16 protein-coding genes and 1 riboswitch are annotated in these 16,982 nt (G+C 67.4%); of the genes, 4 read left to right on the top strand and 12 right to left on the bottom strand.

What is annotated here, in order from left to right; genetic code table 11:
• Nucleotides 1-66 precede the first annotated feature (66 nt).
• The 4 genes from MJ603_RS12365 (at nt 67) to MJ603_RS12350 (ending at nt 3,640) form a co-directional block, all read left to right on the top strand.
• A complete protein-coding gene (locus tag MJ603_RS12365; RefSeq protein WP_243064031.1) occupies nt 67-744 on the top strand; it encodes a TetR/AcrR family transcriptional regulator in 678 nt (225 codons plus the stop codon).
• Nucleotides 745-828: 84 nt separating this feature from the next.
• Nucleotides 829-2,526, top strand: coding sequence for an MDR family MFS transporter (locus MJ603_RS12360; protein ID WP_243064030.1), 1,698 nt, complete (start codon nt 829-831; stop codon nt 2,524-2,526).
• 168 nt (nt 2,527-2,694) lie between these two features.
• Nucleotides 2,695-3,267, top strand: a complete 573-nt coding sequence (locus MJ603_RS12355; protein ID WP_243064029.1) for a YceI family protein — start codon at nt 2,695-2,697, stop codon at nt 3,265-3,267.
• Nucleotides 3,268-3,379: 112 nt separating this feature from the next.
• Nucleotides 3,380-3,640, top strand: coding sequence for a hypothetical protein (locus tag MJ603_RS12350; protein WP_243064028.1), 261 nt, complete (start codon nt 3,380-3,382; stop codon nt 3,638-3,640).
• A 4-nt stretch (nt 3,641-3,644) separates the two neighbouring features.
• Here MJ603_RS12350 and MJ603_RS12345 read toward each other — a convergent pair whose 3' ends face one another.
• The 12 genes from MJ603_RS12345 to MJ603_RS12290 form a co-directional block, all read right to left on the bottom strand.
• Nucleotides 3,645-3,902 (bottom strand): hypothetical protein, encoded by a 258-nt coding sequence (locus tag MJ603_RS12345; protein WP_243064027.1) that lies wholly within the window; start codon nt 3,900-3,902, stop codon nt 3,645-3,647.
• 11 nt (nt 3,903-3,913) lie between these two features.
• Nucleotides 3,914-3,978, bottom strand: a riboswitch (guanidine-III (ykkC-III) riboswitch).
• Nucleotides 3,979-4,069: 91 nt separating this feature from the next.
• The gene (locus MJ603_RS12340; protein WP_243064026.1) at nt 4,070-4,780 is read right to left on the bottom strand and encodes an alpha/beta fold hydrolase; all 711 of its coding nucleotides are present in this window, start codon (nt 4,778-4,780) and stop codon (nt 4,070-4,072) included.
• A 120-nt stretch (nt 4,781-4,900) separates the two neighbouring features.
• On the bottom strand, nt 4,901-7,375 hold the full coding sequence (locus tag MJ603_RS12335) for a CHAT domain-containing protein (RefSeq protein ID WP_243064025.1): 2,475 nt from the start codon (nt 7,373-7,375) through the stop codon (nt 4,901-4,903).
• Nucleotides 7,376-7,428: 53 nt separating this feature from the next.
• Nucleotides 7,429-9,096: a S8/S53 family peptidase gene (locus MJ603_RS12330; RefSeq protein ID WP_243064024.1), complete on the bottom strand. Its 1,668-nt coding sequence runs from the start codon at nt 9,094-9,096 to the stop codon at nt 7,429-7,431.
• A gap of 82 nt (nt 9,097-9,178) precedes the next feature.
• The gene (locus tag MJ603_RS12325; RefSeq protein WP_243064023.1) at nt 9,179-9,637 is read right to left on the bottom strand and encodes a hypothetical protein; all 459 of its coding nucleotides are present in this window, start codon (nt 9,635-9,637) and stop codon (nt 9,179-9,181) included.
• Nucleotides 9,634-10,269 carry an RNA polymerase sigma factor gene (locus MJ603_RS12320; protein ID WP_243064022.1) on the bottom strand — a complete coding sequence of 212 codons (636 nt, stop codon included), beginning with the start codon at nt 10,267-10,269 and terminating at the stop codon, nt 9,634-9,636. The genes MJ603_RS12325 and MJ603_RS12320 overlap by 4 nt, the downstream gene beginning before the upstream one ends.
• A 435-nt stretch (nt 10,270-10,704) precedes the next feature.
• Nucleotides 10,705-11,292 (bottom strand): aminoacyl-tRNA hydrolase, encoded by a 588-nt coding sequence (pth, locus tag MJ603_RS12315; RefSeq protein WP_243064021.1) that lies wholly within the window; start codon nt 11,290-11,292, stop codon nt 10,705-10,707.
• Between the two features lie 21 nt (nt 11,293-11,313).
• Complete coding sequence (locus tag MJ603_RS12310) at nt 11,314-11,940, bottom strand: 50S ribosomal protein L25/general stress protein Ctc (protein ID WP_243064020.1); 627 nt, start codon at nt 11,938-11,940, stop codon at nt 11,314-11,316.
• Between the two features lie 340 nt (nt 11,941-12,280).
• A complete protein-coding gene (gene manD, locus MJ603_RS12305) occupies nt 12,281-13,531 on the bottom strand; it encodes a D-mannonate dehydratase ManD (RefSeq protein ID WP_243064019.1) in 1,251 nt (416 codons plus the stop codon).
• A gap of 70 nt (nt 13,532-13,601) precedes the next feature.
• Entirely contained in the window at nt 13,602-14,801 is a 1,200-nt protein-coding gene (locus MJ603_RS12300; RefSeq protein WP_243064018.1) for a mannitol dehydrogenase family protein, read from the bottom strand.
• Between the two features lie 54 nt (nt 14,802-14,855).
• On the bottom strand, nt 14,856-16,052 hold the full coding sequence (locus tag MJ603_RS12295; RefSeq protein WP_243064017.1) for a Gfo/Idh/MocA family protein: 1,197 nt from the start codon (nt 16,050-16,052) through the stop codon (nt 14,856-14,858).
• Nucleotides 16,049-16,906 (bottom strand): sugar phosphate isomerase/epimerase, encoded by an 858-nt coding sequence (locus tag MJ603_RS12290; protein WP_243064016.1) that lies wholly within the window; start codon nt 16,904-16,906, stop codon nt 16,049-16,051. The genes MJ603_RS12295 and MJ603_RS12290 overlap by 4 nt, the downstream gene beginning before the upstream one ends.
• Between the last annotated feature and the right edge of the window lie 76 nt (nt 16,907-16,982).

Below are 16,982 nucleotides of genomic sequence, written 5' to 3'. Positions count from 1 at the left end.
TACTTGCAGGTTCTGCAATCTTGCAGTTGCTATAATTTTGCAGTACCTGCACCAAAGGAGTCCGACATGACCGAGTTCCGAACGACCGCCCCGACGTCCGGCGCGCCGACTCTCTCGGCGCAGGAGGGCGACGACGCGGCGAGCGGCGGGCTGCGTGCACGCAAGATCGCACAGGCGAAGCTCGCGGTCGAGCACGCCGCATTCACCATCGCACTCGAGCGCGGCTACGAACACGCGACAGTCGATGCGATCTGCGAAGCCGCCGACATCTCGCAGCGCACGTTCTTCAACTATTTCGGCAGCAAGGACGGCGTCTTCCTCGGCCGCGGTCCTGCGCAGATCACGGACACCGATGCCCGGGAGTTCGTTGAGAGCCCCGGCCCGTTGCTCGGGGACCTGATGGCGGTCATCTCCAGGACGATCGTCGATCACGAACACGATGCCGACCTGTTCGCCATGCGTCAGAAGCTGGCGAAGCGCTCCCCCGAGTTCGCGAAGGCCCTCGTGTCGACGATGAACTCCGTCGAGGAATCCCATGTCGCCCTCATCCGAGAACGGTTCGCGGCTCAACATCGGCAGGGCGACGAGAAGGACCTCGACGACGAGGCGCGCATGGCCGTCTCGCTCGCGATCGGCGCGATGCGTTTCGTGTTCCGCCGCGCATTCGACAGCAAGACGGAGCGGATACGACGCGAGACGCTCGACCGCGCGATCGATCTCGTCAACCGCGTCACGACGAGTTGACCTCCGCAGACGATTCGCGACGATCACGCCGCGCACCGACCCTCCAACGACCAGAACCACTGACAAAGAAAAGACATTCACGACATGACTGACACGATTTCGGCGACGCGCTCCCGCGTCTCCGCGTCTGGGTCGAAGCGCAGCATTCTGCTCGTCTTCGCCGGACTGATGGTGACGATGCTGCTCGCATCGCTCGACCAGACGATCTTCTCCACCGCCCTGCCGACCATCGTCGGGGAATTGCACGGCGTCGATCAGATGTTGTGGGTGACGACCGCCTACATTCTCGCCTCGACGATCATGCTGCCGGTGTACGGCAAGCTCGGCGACCTGATCGGCCGCAAGGGGCTGTTCATCGCAGCAATCTCGATCTTCATTCTCGGATCGATCGTCGGCGGATTCGCGGACGACATGACCTGGCTGATCATCGGCCGTGCGGTGCAGGGACTCGGCGGTGGCGGCCTGATGATCCTGTCGCAGGCGATCATCGCCGATGTCGTGCCCGCCCGCGAGCGCGGACGCTACATGGGCATCATGGGCGGGGTCTTCGCGCTGTCGTCCGTCGCCGGACCCCTGCTCGGCGGCTGGTTCACGGACGTGATCGGCTGGCGCTGGGGCCTGTGGATGAACATTCCCCTGGGCATCCTGGCCATCGCCTCCGCGATGTTCTTCCTGCACCTGCCGAAGAACACCGCAGGCCGTCCGCGCCTCGACGTGGCAGGCATGGGACTGCTCGCCGCCGCCACCACCTTCGTGGTGCTGATCACCACGTGGGGCGGCAACACCTACGACTGGGACTCTCCGGTCATCCTGGCCCTGATCGCCGGAGCGATCGCCGCGGCCGTGGCGTTCGTGTTCGTCGAGCGCAGGGCCGTTGAGCCGGTCATGCCGCTGAAGCTGTTCAAGGACCGCAACTTCACGCTGACCACCATCGCCGGTTTGTTCATCGGCGTCGCCATGTTCGGTGCGATCGCCTACCTTCCGACCTATCTGCAGATGGTGACCGGCGTCGACGCGACGCAGGCCGGCCTGCTCATGATCCCGATGATGGCAGCCCTGCTGGTCGTCTCGATCGTCACCGGTCAGCTCGTCAGCAAGACCGGCCGCTACAAGTGGCTGCCGATCGCCGGCACGGCGATCGTCGCCGTTGCGCTCCTGTTGCTGTCCACCATGACACCGACCATGCCGATCTGGCTGCTGTGCACGTTCCTCGCCGTCATGGGCGTCGGGCTGGGCGCTTCGATGCAGATCCTCGTGCTCATCGTGCAGAACTCGTTCTCCGTGAAGGAGGTCGGCACTGCGACGGCGTCGAACAACTACTTCCGCCAGGTCGGCGCCTCCATCGGCACCGCCATCGTCGGCAGCCTGTTCGTGGCGCGACTCACCGATCTGCTCGCGCAGCGGATGCCCGCCGGCGCGACCACCGCGGGCGCCGACACCAACTCGCTGACACCAGAGGCCGTGAAGCAACTGCCGTCGGCCATCCGCGACATCATCGTGGGCGCGTACAACGACGCCCTCACTCCGGTGTTCCTGTACATGCTGCCGCTGATGATCGTGGCGGCTGTCCTGCTCTGCTTCATCAAGGAGAAGCCGCTGGCGACGACCATCGAGCGCGATGTCCTTCCGGAGTCGCTCGAGATCGACGGATCCGATGCTTTGGCCCTCGAGCTCGAGCGGCTCGCCGCGGCGGGCGCCGCAGCGAGCGCAGGCGATGGCGATGAGCCGGGGCACGATTCCGGCGACGACCACGAAAGGCGGCTCGTTCCCTCGAACGAGTGACGCGATGCGCGGAGTCCCAAGATCGGGGCTCCGCGCACGGCTCGGCGGCGCTTCCGATGTTCGATTCATTCGCGACCTCGGGAATAGTCGCCGGGCCGATACGTTTGCATACACGTACCGCGGGGCATCCGCACTCTTTTCCCTTTCTCCACGTCAATGAGGAGCACCATGACCGACACGACAACGACCACTCTCGAGATCCCGGGCTACCGCGAGGGCACCTGGATCATCGACCCCGTTCACAGCGAGGTCGGCTTCACGATCCGTCACCTGATGATCAGCAAGGTCAAGGGCAAGTTCGAGAAGTTCGACGCGACGTTCGTGACGCCCGCCAACCCGCTCGAGGCAAGCGTCACGGCAACCGCCGACGTGGCATCCGTGAGCACCGGCGAGCCGAACCGCGACGGCCACCTGCGCACCGGCGACTTCTTCGAGGCGGAGACCTACCCGACCATCGACTTCGTCTCGACCGGCGCTCGCGTCGAGAAGGGCGAGTTCCTGATCGACGGCGACCTCACCATCAAGGGCGTCACCAAGCCGGTCACGTTCGAGTTCGACTTCGGCGGCTTCGGCGGCGACCCTTACGGCAACTACAAGGCCGGCGCGAGCGCCAAGACCGTCATCAACCGCGACGACTTCGGCCTCAGCTACAACGCGGCGCTCGAGACCGGCGGCGTGCTGCTCGGCGACACCGTGACCATCACGCTGGAGCTGCAGGCGGCCCTGCAGGCCGACGCCTGAGTTCCTGCCCAACCAGCACCTTCTTGCCGAGCCACCCTCGTGTTCACGCGAATTCGACGGTGGCTCGGCCACATTGTGGTGGCTCGCGGGTCGTGATGATTAGGCTCGGCACATGGCGACCGAGATCACGACCATCGACTACACCGTTCCCGCTGACGTCTACGCGCGTTACGGCGCCGACTTCGACACCGAGGCCGTGAACGACGCCGTGCTGGCCGAGCTCAACGCGATCATCCCCGAGGGTGTCGTCGTCGAGCGCAACGGCAAGGTGTTCGCCGAGAAGAGCGTCGAGGATGTCGCGCGCGGCCTCGATTGGAAGCAGCTGATCGGGCACATCGACCTCGACCAGATCCTGGCTGCGCACGGCCGCTGAGGCCTTACGCCGACGCGTCCCGCCTCGTGCGCCTCGTCCGCAGCACGCCGATCAGGCTCACGAGCGAGACGATCGCCCAGACTCCCTCGAGCAACAGGAACCCCCACTGTGCTTCGACGACAGCATCGACGGCGAGGATGCCCGACCCGATCACGTTGAGCGTCAAGTACCAGCTCGACTTCGGATCGAGGATGCCCCACTGCGCCAGTGCGAAACCGGCCAGCACGAGAAGCGAGCCCGCTATTTGAATGACGATGTCCACGTTGCCCTCCGGCAGCGTCGTCGTCGGATCCGGGTACGGCGCTTCTCGTCCGGGGAGCGACCTGGCGGTCGAACCACGACGAATCTAGGCGAAAGCCCTGATCAGACCCTGGGCAGCGCGTCAGACCCTGGGCAGCGCGATCGACGTCGGCTGCTCGTTCACTCGGCTCACACCCAGCCGGAGAGCCCCGTCACGAAGCCGTCGAAGTCGTCGCGATGCACCATGTGGCCGGCGCCGGGCACGACGCGCACCTCGAAGCCGAGGGCGCGCATCCGCTCAGCGACGACCGGGCTGACCAGCCGGGACTTGTCGGCCAGCATGAGCAGCGACGGCACGGCCATGCGCTCGGGCGGCGACAGCGGCATGCTCTTGCCGTCGCCGAAACGGCTGAGGAAGCGACGGTCGAAGGCCGCGTAGTCGCCGGCCTCGATGGCCACATCGGCGTCGTTCCATCGCGGGTTGCTTGCCGCGATCGCCGCCGGCTTTCTGCTCAGCAGGCTGCGGAACAGCAACGGCGCACCGAGCCGTTGCCACCAGGGAAGGCGCGTGCCGAGAAAGGCAGGATCGATGTAGACCGCACGCCGCGGCAGCATCAGATCGACGAGACGCGAGAGGGCGATGCCGCCGAGCGAATGGCCGATCGCCAGTTCCGGACGACGAGGCACGGCTCCCGCGATGCTCCGCACGATCTGTTCGAGGCTGTACGACCTGGCACGCGGGCTGCGACCGTGACCGGGGAGGTCGACCGCGACCACACGGTACCCGCGGTCGGCCAGCGCTGGGCCGAGGGATCGCCAACTGCGCGAGCTGGAGAACAGACCATGCACGAGAACCGCGACCCGGTCGCCCGTGCCCCACTCGCGCGTGAACAACTCCATGTCTGCAGAATACGGGCCGTCGATATACGAATACTTCGCGCCTGCGTGGGGCTGCCCGGGAGCAGGCCGTGAGGATGCCGCATGGCGTTCAGGTGCATCGCTCCGACGGCAGCGCGGGTGCTACCAGCCTGCGCCGTAGCTCAGGAACGGCGCTGTGATGCCGGTGGCGCTCGTCGCTTCGGCGAGCGCCACTGCAGGGGCAGTCCCGGTCGCGAGCCTCGCGTGCATGGCGCTCAGCACTTCGCACGCGTCGTCGTCGTTCACGCTGACCGGCGAGGCGATCACGCTGCGTGCTCCGGCGTGCAGCCACGTTCGCGCCATGCCGAGGGCCTCGTGCCCCCAGCCGATGGATGACCTGCCCAGCTCGCACGCGGAGATGATGGCGGTCGACGGCATCCGTTCGATCCGCTCGATGTCGTAGCCGAACCACGGGCCATCCGCCAGCTCGATACCGGAGAAGTGCGGGTTGTCGGCGGCGTGCCTGCCGTGCCCGGTCACGTGGAAGACCTCGACGGCCGCCGCCAGCTCGGATGCCGCACCCGTCGTTGCCGCTTCACCTCGCAGCACCGTGGCACCCGTCCACACGGATGCCGCCCGAGCCACCTCCTCGTCGGCGCGGGGAACACGCGGCCCCGCCACGAATCCCGCCGGCCCATGCGATCGGGCCTCGTCGTGCGCCCCCCGCTCGGCGAGCCACCTGGTGGCGGAAAGGGGCACGGTCAGCGGTCGTCCGGCCACCCCGTCGAGCATCGACCACGGCACGCCCGCCAGAATCCCGGGGGCGACCACGACGACCCGGGTGCCGCCGTCCCGCAGACGTTCGGACGCTGACATCGCCGGAGCGATGAGCAGCTCGTCGAGCGCAGACAGTCGGTTCGACACCGACCTGGCGACGGCCTCCCCCAGCGCACCATCGATCCGCGCCGCGTGCACATCGAGGTCGGCGAAGAGTGCGGCGCGCTCCGCCGTGCCGAACTGATCCGGGCGCAACTCAACGGTGCGAGAGGCATCCTGCTCCAAGACGAGCGCGACAAGGCGCTGGCCTGACCAGAGATACGCGAGCAGCACCGTGCGATCGCCGAGGGATGACTGCACCTCGTCCATCGAGGCGAACTGCGCCACCACGCCCTCACCCGTCGTCGCCCACTGGCGGCTGCGGATGCGTTCGCGCAGTTCGGCCTCACGTCGCTGCTCGCTCGTTCCGAACGTGCCGGAGAGCCGCAGCCCACGCAGTTCGGCCAGATCGGCAGCCGTTCTCGGGTCTGACGGTGGCCGGGGCACCACCGAATGGCTCGCGACGCTGCGGGCTCGTTCTGACCACTCGAACATGTTCCGGACGTCACGTGACCTGAACGCGGCGGCGATGCCCACCTTCGTCAGTGCCTGGCCGTGCATGGCCGTACTTGTTTGCAGGTCCACCGAGCGGAAGACCGCCTGCCATTGCGCGAGTTCCTCCAGGCCGCGGGCCGCCTCCCGAACCACCCGGCGGTCATCGCCGAGCACCGAGGCGGCCTCTGCGCGCACTTCGCGAGACATGACTCGTCGCGCGATGGGAGCGTCGGATGAGACACGGATGCCTCGAAGCGCCTCACGCGCTGCAGACTCCCCACCCCGCCGCACTCGCACCCGCTGAGCGACGAGCCGCAGGTCGCCGGCATCCTCCCTCAGGCGATGCCGTGTCAGCTGAGCAGTCACGCTCTCGAGGTCTTCAAGAAGACGCTGCGAATGGCCGCCGGCCGCGACATCAGCGCGAAGTGCGACGGCCAGCGCCCGCAGGGCGCCCACCTCGTTTCCGTGCGATTCGTAGAGCCGACCGGCAGACCGTGCGAGTTTCGCGGCAGCGACCGGGTCGAAGTACAGCATCGAACGAGCTCGCCGCCAAACCGCATCGGCCTGGCGGAGCCGAAGTCGTCGAGCGCGGTAAACCGCTGCAGCAGCGGCAAGCGCAGCGGAGGCCTCGAACGGCATCCCAGCAGCGAACAACGCCTCCGCGCGGTCGACGTCGCCGATCGCAGCGTCCACCGGCGATGCAGCCGCCGCCCGCGACCGCGCTGCGTCCATGTACCGCAGTGCGGAGACCAGATCACCGGAGAGCAACGCCGCATACCCCTGGTTATGCGTGGCTTTCGCCGCGTCGTCACGCAGGCCTGCCGAATGCAGCAGACGAGCCGCATCGCCGAAATCGGTGAGCGCCTCATCGGATCGTCCGAGCTCGAGTAGCGTGTTGCCGCGATTCATGGCAACGGTCCCTGCCAAGACGGGATCGTCCAGTCGTTTCGACGCTTGGGTCAGCAAACGTAGGGCTTCATTCAGGTCGCCTCGCCCCATTGCGACCACTCCGTGCTGGCCCCACAGAACGGCGCGAGTGTCCTCACGCAGACCTCGAATGCCAAGCGCTTCACGACACAGCCGGTCCGCCTCATCGATGGCTCCCAGATCGAGAAGGACCCATGCCAAGGTGCCGAGGATGCGCGCACGCAGGTTCACCTCAGTCGTGCGCTCCGCTGCTTCGTTGAGGATTCGCTTCGCCGCCGCGTGCTTTCCCGCGTTGGAGAGCACGACCCCTCGGTCGTACAACTCGAGCGCGCTGAGCATCCTTAGATTATGACGTGCCCCAGGATCGGCCGCGCTACGAGCCGAGGTATCACTTAGTGACGAGTCGGCACGTCGGCGAGCACTCGATCGACGGCCTGTGCGGCCCTTGCCCGTCGTTCCGCCGGCGTGTTCGCGTCGCCGAGTTCGTCCAACGCCGCTGCCATGCGTCCTGCCACGACAGGGGCAGAAAATGACGTGCCACTCCACACCGCGAATCCGCCGCGGAAGTCGTCAGGGTCTATGGACGATCTGAGCGATCCCTCGAATCGACGCGAGCCCGCCGCGTTGTACCCGCCGTTGAGCGGCGGCATCGTGCTGACGACGGCGGCCCCTGGCGCCCACGTACGCACCCAGGGTCCGTCGTTGCTGAAGAGTGCGATGCTGCCATTGGGGTTGAGCGCGCCAACGGAGATGATGGGCGTCGACTCGGCTGCCGGGTGGACGATGGTCTGTCCGTCTGAACCCGACCAATCCCACAAGGCGGCCGGAAACTGCGGCCGATCCGTTGCGTCGTTGCCCGCAGAGCAGACGATGACCGTGCCTGTGTGCCCGATGGCAGACAGCAGCTGGTACAACGTGATGTCGTAGAGACCGTCTTCCGGAGTCTCGTGGTAATAGCCAAGGGAGAGCACGAGCACATCGAGCCGCTTGCCCCCCTTGCCCTCCGCATCGTCGGTCACGAGTTTTGCCACGCCGGACAATGCATCGAGCAGTTCGTCCTCCCCGACGGTCCCGTCTGGCTCGACGATGCGCCAGGCGATGATATTCGAATCTGGACTCGCTTGGTGAACCAGTCCGGAGATGAAGGTTCCATGTCCTGCGACCGGGTCGAGCGCGCCATCCAGCGGGCCTGTGACGTCGCCATGCACCTCACTGTCATGTTTCGCATCCGTGTACCCGATCGGCCTGATGGTTCCATCGGTCAACCTCACCCCGACGTTGCGTTCCACGACGCTGTCGCCATCGCGTCCGTCGAACCACGGATGGCGGCCGCATCCACTATCAAGCACGCCGACAACGCTCCGCGAATCCCTCACGGTTCGGGCCGGTGCGGGAAGAGTCACCGCGATGGGCTGCAATCCGCCCGTGCCAGGCAAGGCATAGCCGTCCACGGCGCCGTAGTCGCCCGTCGCCGGATTCGTGCGGCCGTACGGATTGGTGCGGCCGTACGGGTTGGTCCTTCCGTACGGGTTCGTGCGACCGTAGGGATCTGCGCTCTCGAACGGGTTCGTACGACCGTACGGCGTCCCCACCGTCAGCACGTGGTTCAGCCCGACGCCAGGCAGCGCGTTGCCGGGCGCGAGCATCCGTGCCTTCTGAAGCACGAGCCACGCGTTCGGCGCCTGCGTGCTGCTCGCACCGGGAACGATGGCGACACGCTTCGCACCGAGAGGTCCGGTCGCCCAGGAGTGGGTCTTCACCCGTCGCGAGCGGGCATCGTCGTCCTCGTCGAGATGGGCGACCGAGACCACATCGTCTCGCGGCACCTCCCACCCGAATGTCGCAGCCGCCTGCGACAGCAGATCCAGCGTTCCGTCCACGTCACCGAGCGTCGAGACGAGGAGCTGATCCGGCGCGTACACGGTCGGATGCGCGACGACACCCGGCACCGGAATCGCCTTGGCCGTCTCCGCGGTCAGCGTGCTCGCCTCGGCGGGTGGCGTCTGCGGTTTCCAATGCCGCACATGGCGAACCGGCCGTGCGTGCGAGTTCTCGGTCATGGTGGATCCTCTCGATCTGACGCGGCAGCCGGTTTTCGGGTACGGCGGCCGTGCGGGTACAGCTGTTGAAGAGCAGTGAAGATCAGAGCGCGAACGACGAGGTCGCCCAGACCGGCGCCGAATCGGATGCCACGGCCAGCGAGACCGTGGCACGTCCGGGGCCGACACCGGTGAAGGCGAACCGGCCGACGTCATCCGCTGCCGTGGTGCGTTCGCGTCCGTCGACGTCGATACGTGCGACGCCCGAGGTCGCCGGCGTGCTCCAACCGTCGACGCGGAAGCCGTCCGGCTCCCGCACGATGCGCAGCAGCACCTCGTAGCCGTGCGACACGAAGCGCAGGGTGCGCTCCCCACCTCGCACGTTCTCGAACTCGAGCGTCTCGGAGAGCAGCTCGAGCACGATGAGCTCGTCATCGAGCGCGGCGCGCTCGGCCGCTTCGAGTGCAAGCGCATCGAGGTCGGCCGGAGCTGGATCGCGTCGCTCCCACATCTGCCGCAAGGCGGTCAACACGTGGCGGTCATCGAGGTTCACGGAGTTCATCGGGTCTCTCCTGCAGTGAGGGCGGCACGGAGTCGGTCGAGGCAGCGGGATCGGGTCGGGCCGATGCTGCCGATGCGCATGCCGGTCTCTTCGGCGATGCGGCGATAGTCGGGCTTGTCATCGAAGGCGATGATGCGCAGCAGTCGTTGACAGCGTTCGGGGAGGGTGAGAACGCTACGCCACAACTCGGCGCTCGAAATCGCTGTGACGGCAGCGTCTTCGGCTGACGGGCTGGCACCGAGGCGGGGTTCCAGGGTGTCGAGGTCGGAAGGCGACACGCGATCCGACCGTTTGACCGTGCGCCACGCCTCTCTGCGCGCGGTCACGGTCAGCCACGCGGCGACCGCTGTCGGGTCATCGATCGCCGCGTAACCGTGAACGAAGCGCACCCAGGTCTCCTGTAGGACGTCTTTCGCCGTCGTCTCGTCGATGCGGTAGGCGCGCACCACGTGCCAGAGAATCGGGTTCATGGCGTGCACGAGCGTCGTCATCGCGTCGCGGTCACCGTCCAACCAGGAACGGAAGGCATCCGCTGCCACGGCGTACGCCGGACGAACGGATGCCTCCGCGGACTCACCAGCCCCCATAGACACCACTGTGGCCCGTGGGCTGAGCTGCTGCAAGACGGTCACGCCGGCTGAATGATAGTGATGGGTTGCGTCTCTTCGAGAATGATGCGGGCGAGGATGCTCGCTCGCACGTCCTCGTCGATCGACGCGTCCGCGCGCTCGGTGTCTGTCATGGTGTGTCCTTCCCACGAATAAGGAGCACGCGGACCTCCTTCTGATACGTGTATCAGGACGGGAATTCCGAACTCCTCATAAACATGAGCCGTGATCAGAAAACCCGACGATGACCGGTCAGCATCCTCCGCTGCCGAACGAGGTCCCCGGCGGGTTGCCGGAGTTGATCGTGGCGCCCGACGGGCGCATCTATCCCGCGGCCTCGGTTCCGTCCGGGTCGAAACCCCAGGCATCCGCACGGTCGAGGCACGTGCGGTGGTTCAGGCCAGCCCGCCGAGCCACGGTCTGAAGCGGCTGCCAGGCGTCGCTCGAAGAGCAGACCGGTCAGACGCTCGGGCTGTGGTACCGCAGCTGCGCGGCGACGAGACCTTGCGTCGTGACCAGCTCGACGGCATCCGCCCCGTCTGAGACGAGGTTCGGCAGCAGCTCGCGCTCCGCGGCGTTGAACGGGCTGAGCACGTGGTCGGCGGCATCCGTTCGGCCGGGTGGACGGCCGACGCCGACGCGCACCCTGATGAAGTCCGGAGTGCCGATCGCGCTGGCGATGTCGCGCACCCCGTTGTGGCCGCCGTGGCCGCCACCGGATTTGAGCTTGATGGTGTCGAACGGAATGTCCAGCTCATCGTGCACCACGATCAGCCGCGACGGCTCGACCGAATAGAACCGCACGAGCTGGGCGACGGGCCCGCCCGACACGTTCATGTACGTGTTCGGCTTGGCGAGGACGAGGCGAGGGCCGCCGGGGACGATACGTCCCTCGGCGACCCTCGCGTTCGTCTTGTGCGTCTTGAAGGTGGCGGATGCCCGCGACGCGAGCTCGTCGACGACCATCTGTCCGATGTTGTGACGGGTGCGCGCGTACTGCGTGCCGGGGTTGCCGAGGCCGACGATGAGCCAAGGCTGTTCCGCCATGCGCGCGCCTTACCCGCTCGACTATTCGGCGGACTCGGCTGCGGCGTCGGCTGCGACCTCGGCCTCTGCGGCCTCTTCCGCTTCCTCGGTCTCCTCGGCGGCCGGCGCAGAGGGCACCGTGATCGCGACGACGAGAGCGTCCGCGTCGCTGAGCAGCGATGCGCCGCTCGGCAGCGTGACGTCGCCCGCCGTGATGTGCGCACCCTCCTCGAGGCCGTCGACGTTCACGACGAGGCGCTCCGGGATGTGGGTCGCCTCGGCCTCGATGTGGATCGTCGAGAGGTCCTGCACCACGATGGTGCCGGAGAACGACTCGCCCTCGATGTGCACGGGAACCTCGACCTGAACCTTCTCGCCACGACGAACGATGATGAGGTCGATGTGCTCGATGATCTGGCGGACCGGGTCCTTCTGCACGTCCTTGACCAGGGCGAGCTGGGAGGAGCCGGCGATGTCGAGGTCGAGCACCGCGTTCGCCTTGCGCAGGATCAGGCCGAGCTGATGCGCGGGCAGCGTGAGGTGCTGCGGGTCGGTGCCGTGGCCGTAGAGAACGGCCGGAATCTTGCCCGCGGCGCGGATCTTGCGGGCAGCGCCCTTGCCGAACTGGTCGCGTGCCTCCGCGACCACTTTGTTGCTGTCGTCAGCCATGGTGATGTGTCTCGCTTTCGGTGGGCGTGGCCCACGTCGTATTGGGATTCGTTGTCAACTCGTGCTGCATGTCAGCGTGAGGACAGACGTGAGCCTGGTCCACCGCGTCGATCACGGATGCTCGCAGCGCACGCTCCAAGCGGCCCTGCGCATCCCTCGCCGAAGTTCGGTTTACCAGCCTACCAGCACCGTCATCCGCATTCGCCGTGTCGACGGCGCACCGTCAGCGGTGCAGGCAGATCACACGAGAACAGGCAGGTCCTGCCTGTTCACGTGATGAGAGCGCGACCGTGCCTGTATCCCCCCGAGGGCGGGACGGCCCAGTGCGGCGCGGGGCGCCTCACCAGTCGTGCATCGACCCGTCGAGCAGGCGGTTCACCGGGAGGTAGGCGGCAGCGTACGGGTGCGCCGCCGCGACCTCGTCGTCGTAGTCGACGCCGAGGCCGGGAGCATCCGAGGGGTTCAGCATGCCGTTTTCGAACGAGTACGTCGTGCGGAACACCTCGTGTGTGATCGGCGCGTGCTGCATGTACTCCTGGATGCCGAAGTTCGGAATCGCGAGTCCGAGGTGGATGGCCGCTGCGAGACCGACGGGCGAGACATCCGTCGGTCCATGGGCACCGGACTTGATCTGGTAGACGGCTGCGAAGTCGAAGATGCGCCGCAGTCCCGTGATGCCGCCCGCGTGCGTGACAGGGCTGCGCACGTAGTCGATGAGTTGCTCCTCGAAGAGCTCGCGGTAGTCCCAGATGGTGTTGAAGACCTCGCCGATCGCGAGCGGAGTCGTGGTGTGCTCTCGCACCCTGCGCAGTACTGTCGGATTTTCGGCCGGCGTGACGTCCTCGAGCCAGAACAGGTCGTACGGTTCGAGCGACTTGCCGAGCTTCGCCGCCTGGATCGGCGTGAGCCTGTGGTGCGCATCGTGCAGAAGCGGCAGTTCGGGGCCGAACTCGTTCCGCACCGCCTCGAACACTGTCGGGGTGTGACGCAGATACGCACGCGTGTCCCACGTCTCCTCGACGGGCAGTGCGCTGCGGCGGGCGGGCTCGTAGTCGTAGCGCGCGTCGGACCCGGCGTCCGTGCCGGCTGTGGCGTTGCTCGAGTGCGCGACGCCGTACACCGAGGGCAACCCGGGGATGCCGGTCTGGATGCGGATGGCGCGGTAACCCTCGTCGAGGTGCTCGCGGATCGAGTCGAACAGTTCGGGCAGATCGACACCGGACGCGTGCCCGTAGACCAGCAGGCCATCGCGCGACCGCCCGCCGAGCAGCTGGTAGAGGGGCATGCCCGCTGCCTTCGCCTTGATGTCCCAGAGCGCCGTGTCGACGGCGGCGATCGCGGCCATCGTGACGGGTCCGCGTCGCCAGTACGCCCCGCGGTAGAGGTACTGCCAGGCGTCTTCGATACGGCTCGCGTCGCGACCGATCAGCAGTGGGACCACGTGCTCCGACAGGTAGGCGGCGACCGCGAGCTCTCGGCCGTTCAGCGTGGCGTCGCCGAGTCCCGTGAACCCGTCGTCGGTCGTGATGCGCAACGTGACGAAGTTGCGCCCTGGGCTCGAGACGAGCACCTCGGCGGACGTGATCAGCATGGTCTCTCCTTCATCAAAAGAGGGGTTCGGTAAGTGGGGATAGGGTGACCGCCCGTGCGGGCGGAGACGTTCAGTGTTCGTAGACGCGCCGCGCGAGTCCTGGCTTCAATGCATCCAGCGCCTCTGGCAGGTCGAATCCGCGTGAGGAGCCCCACGCCTCGATCGCGGCGAGGGATGCCAGACCGGGCTCGTCGCCGGCATCCATGCGCTCCGCGATGATCTCGGCCTGCCGCTGGCGGAGCTTCTGCAGGCTTCCGTCGTCGATCTGAGCGAGCCGGTGGGCGATGCGCGGGTTGGCGAAGCGAGCGCGCAGGGCGGACAAGAAGGCATCCGTCGTCTCGGCGTCGAACGGCAGCAGCTCGCGGGCCTCCGCCCACTGCTGTTCGAGCAGTGCACGGCACTGCGGGTCAGCGAAGGCCTGGTCGACGGTCTCGTGCCCCTGCGGAAGCCCCACCGCGGCGAGCAGCGTGTGGCCGGCATTGAGCAACCAGAGCTTGCGACGCTCGTACGGCTCGATGTCGTCGACGAAGCGTACGCCGACGGCGTCCCACGCCGGCCGCCCGGCCGGAAAGCGCCCGCTGATCACCCACTCGCTGAACGGCTCGGTGACCACGGGTGCCGCGTCGTCGTAGCCGGTCAGCTCGTGAGCTGTCGCCCTGTCGGCATCCGTCGTCGCGGGCGTGATGCGGTCGACCATGGTCGACACGAATGACGCGTTCGATTCGATCCATCCCGCGAGGTCGTCGTCCGCCTCAGGCAGCACAGCGCGGCGCAGCACCTCGCCGTTCCCGTTCAGGTTGTCGCAGCTGACCAGCGCAATCGGCCCGGCGGATGCCCGCGCCCGCGCCGCAAGCCCGCGCGCGATCCGCGCCCCCGCACTCTCGCCCGAGGTCGCCCCGTGCGCCGCCTCCGGTTCGTACCCCCGCTCGGTCACCGTCACTGTGAGCACCGCGACCGCAGGGTCTGCGAGCGTGTGCTCCCATCTGTCCCCGGATCCGTCGTGCGCCTGAACGATCGACTGGACAGCCTCGGCCGAATCGCCCTCGGCCGAGCGCGTGATCAGGGTGTAGACGCAATCCTGTGCGGCGAGCACGTCTGCTGCACGGGCGGAGCGACCGGTGAATGCGGCGATCCCCCAGCCGTGCGCCGCGTCGAGCGCGTTGGCACGTTGCGTGTACCAGGCCTGGTGCGCGCGATGGAAGTTGCCGAGCCCGAGGTGCGCGATGCGCACGGGCTCGCGCGAGGTGCGCGCGTCAGCGATCGACGGCATCCAACGCCTTCCGGTGGAGGGAATGCACGTGGGCAAGATACTCCATGAGACGTGCTAGCCGGTGATCTCGGTGCGCACGGTCTGGTCGTCGTACTCGCCGGCCAACACGTCATCGATGAGCACCTCGCGACCGAGCGTCGCGGAGAGATACACGGCGCGCACGACGGCGAGCGACAGCAGAGCATCCGCGACGGTGACGCCAGGGGCACGATGTTCCCGGATAGCGCCGACGATGTCGTCGTATTGCCGCCGATGGCCGATCACGAACGCGTCGGCGCCTCTGGCAGCGCCGAAGAGCTCGGACGGGTCCACCAGTTCCGCGGCACGGTTCTCGGTCGCCGACCTGGTGGGATCGACGTTCGCTCCGGACGCGGCGACGCCTCCGGAGGCGAAGAACGCGAGCTGGTCGTTCTCGATCACGCCTGAACCACGTGAGCCGTGCACCTGCACACGCACCGAGAGGCCGGGGAATCCGGCGGTCGTTGCGTGCAGTACGCCGAGCGCGCCGCTCGTGAACCGTACGGTCGCCACAGCCGTGTCTTCGACGACGATGCGCTCGTGGGCGAGCCGCGCGGTGTGGGCGAAGACGGCGACCGGATGCCCGAGGAACCACACCAGCAGGTCGACGGTGTGCACGCCCTGGTTCATCACGGCGCCGCCGCCGTCGAGCTCCCAGGTGCCACGCCACTGACCCGAGTCGTAGTACTCCTGGGTGCGCCACCAGGGCACGGATGCCACTGCGCTCGTCACGACGCCGAACTCGCCGGAGTGCGCAGCACCCGCGACGACGGCGGACGCCGGGTCGAACCGATGCTGGCTGATCACGGAGGTCACGAGGCCGCGCTGCGCCGCGGCATCCGCGAGTTCGAGGATGCGGCGCGCCCTGCCGACGGAGACGTCGAGCGGCTTCTCGATCACCACGTTGCAGCCGGCGTTCAGCGCGGTCTCCGCAAGGCCGACGTGCAAGCCGCTCGGCGTGCAGATCACGACGAGGTCGACCGGATGCTCGGCCAGCGCGTCCCCGAGATCGGCGAACAGGGCAGGCCGTGCCATGCCCGTACTTTCGACGAGCGCTGCGACGCGTTCTGCAGCCGGAGCGACGGGGTCGATCAGGGCGACGACGTCGACGTCGCCCTGGGCGGCGAGCGCGATCACGTGGTTGTCGGCGATCACGCCACAGCCGACGATGGCCGCGGTGAGGTGAGCTGCGCCGCTCCCGGCAGTGGTGGATGCGCTGGGGGCGCTGTTCATGCTGAGGTGACTCCGATCGTGTCGAGAAGGCGGGCGAAGGCCCGGCCCGCCGTTCCGAACGCGCGAGGTCCGGAGAAGCCGCCGAGCGAGAACCCGGCGGCGAGGTGCGGCTCGAGGGAGGCGAAGCCGCGGTAGCCGGTATCCCGCAGCGCAGTGACCGTGTCGAGGAGCTGACCGTCGCCCTCGCCGGCCGGCACGACGGTGCCGTCGGCGGCGAGCGCGTCCTTCACCTGCAAGTACTCGACGTGCTCGTGCAGCAGGGGCCAGGCATCCGTGAAGGGGCGAACGCCCACCTGCACGAAGTTGGCGTTGTCCCAGGCGAGGCGCAGTGCGTCGGAGCCCACGGACTCGACGACGTCGAGCACGCGCTCCGGCACGTCGCCGTAGATCTCCTTCTCGTTCTCGTGAAGCAGCACGACGTCTTCGTGCTCTGCGAGGTCTGCAAGGGCGCGCATGCGCACCAGAACGTCGTCACGCACCGCCTCGGCGGGGATGCCTTCACCCCGATAGAAGGAGAAGATGCGCACATAGCGCGAATCGAGGGCGTGTGCCGCGATGATCACCCTGCGCAGTCGTTCCACCTCGTGCTCGATCGGAAGGGAGACATCCACCTTGCCGATCGGCGAGGCGATGGCGGAGACGCCGAAGCCCGCTGCGTCGACGAGAGCCTTCAGCTCGCCCAGACGCTCATCGTCGAGCTCGACGATGTTCACACCCCAGGCGCTGCGCACCTCGATGTTGCGGGCGCCCAGCGCTTCGAGGACCGCCAGCTGAACGCGAGGGTCGTCGTCGATCTCGTCGCCGAATCCGGAAAGTTGCCACGTGAGGCCGTCAGCGGCCGGGTCGGAGCTCATGGGTTCGACCCTAGGCAGCGCCAGGAGTCGACTGCAAACGTTTGCCATTCTTTGCCAAGCGGCAGCCGTCCGGCGT

It is taken from the genome of Humibacter sp. RRB41 (assembly GCF_022761015.1).
GTDB lineage: Bacteria > Actinomycetota > Actinomycetes > Actinomycetales > Microbacteriaceae > Humibacter.
This window is presented reverse-complemented; position numbering and strand designations above follow the sequence as displayed.

Excerpts from the sequence above, each read along its gene's own strand:
- MJ603_RS12365 (WP_243064031.1), top strand. The coding sequence starts at position 67 with ATGACCGAGTTCCGAACGACCGCCCCGACGTCCGGCGCGCCGACTCTC.
- MJ603_RS12360 (WP_243064030.1), top strand. The coding sequence starts at position 829 with ATGACTGACACGATTTCGGCGACGCGCTCCCGCGTCTCCGCGTCTGGG.
- MJ603_RS12355 (WP_243064029.1), top strand. The coding sequence starts at position 2,695 with ATGACCGACACGACAACGACCACTCTCGAGATCCCGGGCTACCGCGAG.
- MJ603_RS12350 (WP_243064028.1), top strand. The coding sequence starts at position 3,380 with ATGGCGACCGAGATCACGACCATCGACTACACCGTTCCCGCTGACGTC.
- MJ603_RS12340 (WP_243064026.1), bottom strand. The coding sequence starts at position 4,780 with ATGGAGTTGTTCACGCGCGAGTGGGGCACGGGCGACCGGGTCGCGGTT.
- MJ603_RS12335 (WP_243064025.1), bottom strand. The coding sequence starts at position 7,375 with ATGCTCAGCGCGCTCGAGTTGTACGACCGAGGGGTCGTGCTCTCCAAC.
- MJ603_RS12330 (WP_243064024.1), bottom strand. The coding sequence starts at position 9,096 with ATGACCGAGAACTCGCACGCACGGCCGGTTCGCCATGTGCGGCATTGG.
- MJ603_RS12325 (WP_243064023.1), bottom strand. The coding sequence starts at position 9,637 with ATGAACTCCGTGAACCTCGATGACCGCCACGTGTTGACCGCCTTGCGG.
- pth (WP_243064021.1), bottom strand. The coding sequence starts at position 11,292 with ATGGCGGAACAGCCTTGGCTCATCGTCGGCCTCGGCAACCCCGGCACG.
- MJ603_RS12310 (WP_243064020.1), bottom strand. The coding sequence starts at position 11,940 with ATGGCTGACGACAGCAACAAAGTGGTCGCGGAGGCACGCGACCAGTTC.
- manD (WP_243064019.1), bottom strand. The coding sequence starts at position 13,531 with ATGCTGATCACGTCCGCCGAGGTGCTCGTCTCGAGCCCAGGGCGCAAC.
- MJ603_RS12300 (WP_243064018.1), bottom strand. The coding sequence starts at position 14,801 with ATGCCGTCGATCGCTGACGCGCGCACCTCGCGCGAGCCCGTGCGCATC.
- MJ603_RS12295 (WP_243064017.1), bottom strand. The coding sequence starts at position 16,052 with ATGAACAGCGCCCCCAGCGCATCCACCACTGCCGGGAGCGGCGCAGCT.
- MJ603_RS12290 (WP_243064016.1), bottom strand. The coding sequence starts at position 16,906 with ATGAGCTCCGACCCGGCCGCTGACGGCCTCACGTGGCAACTTTCCGGA.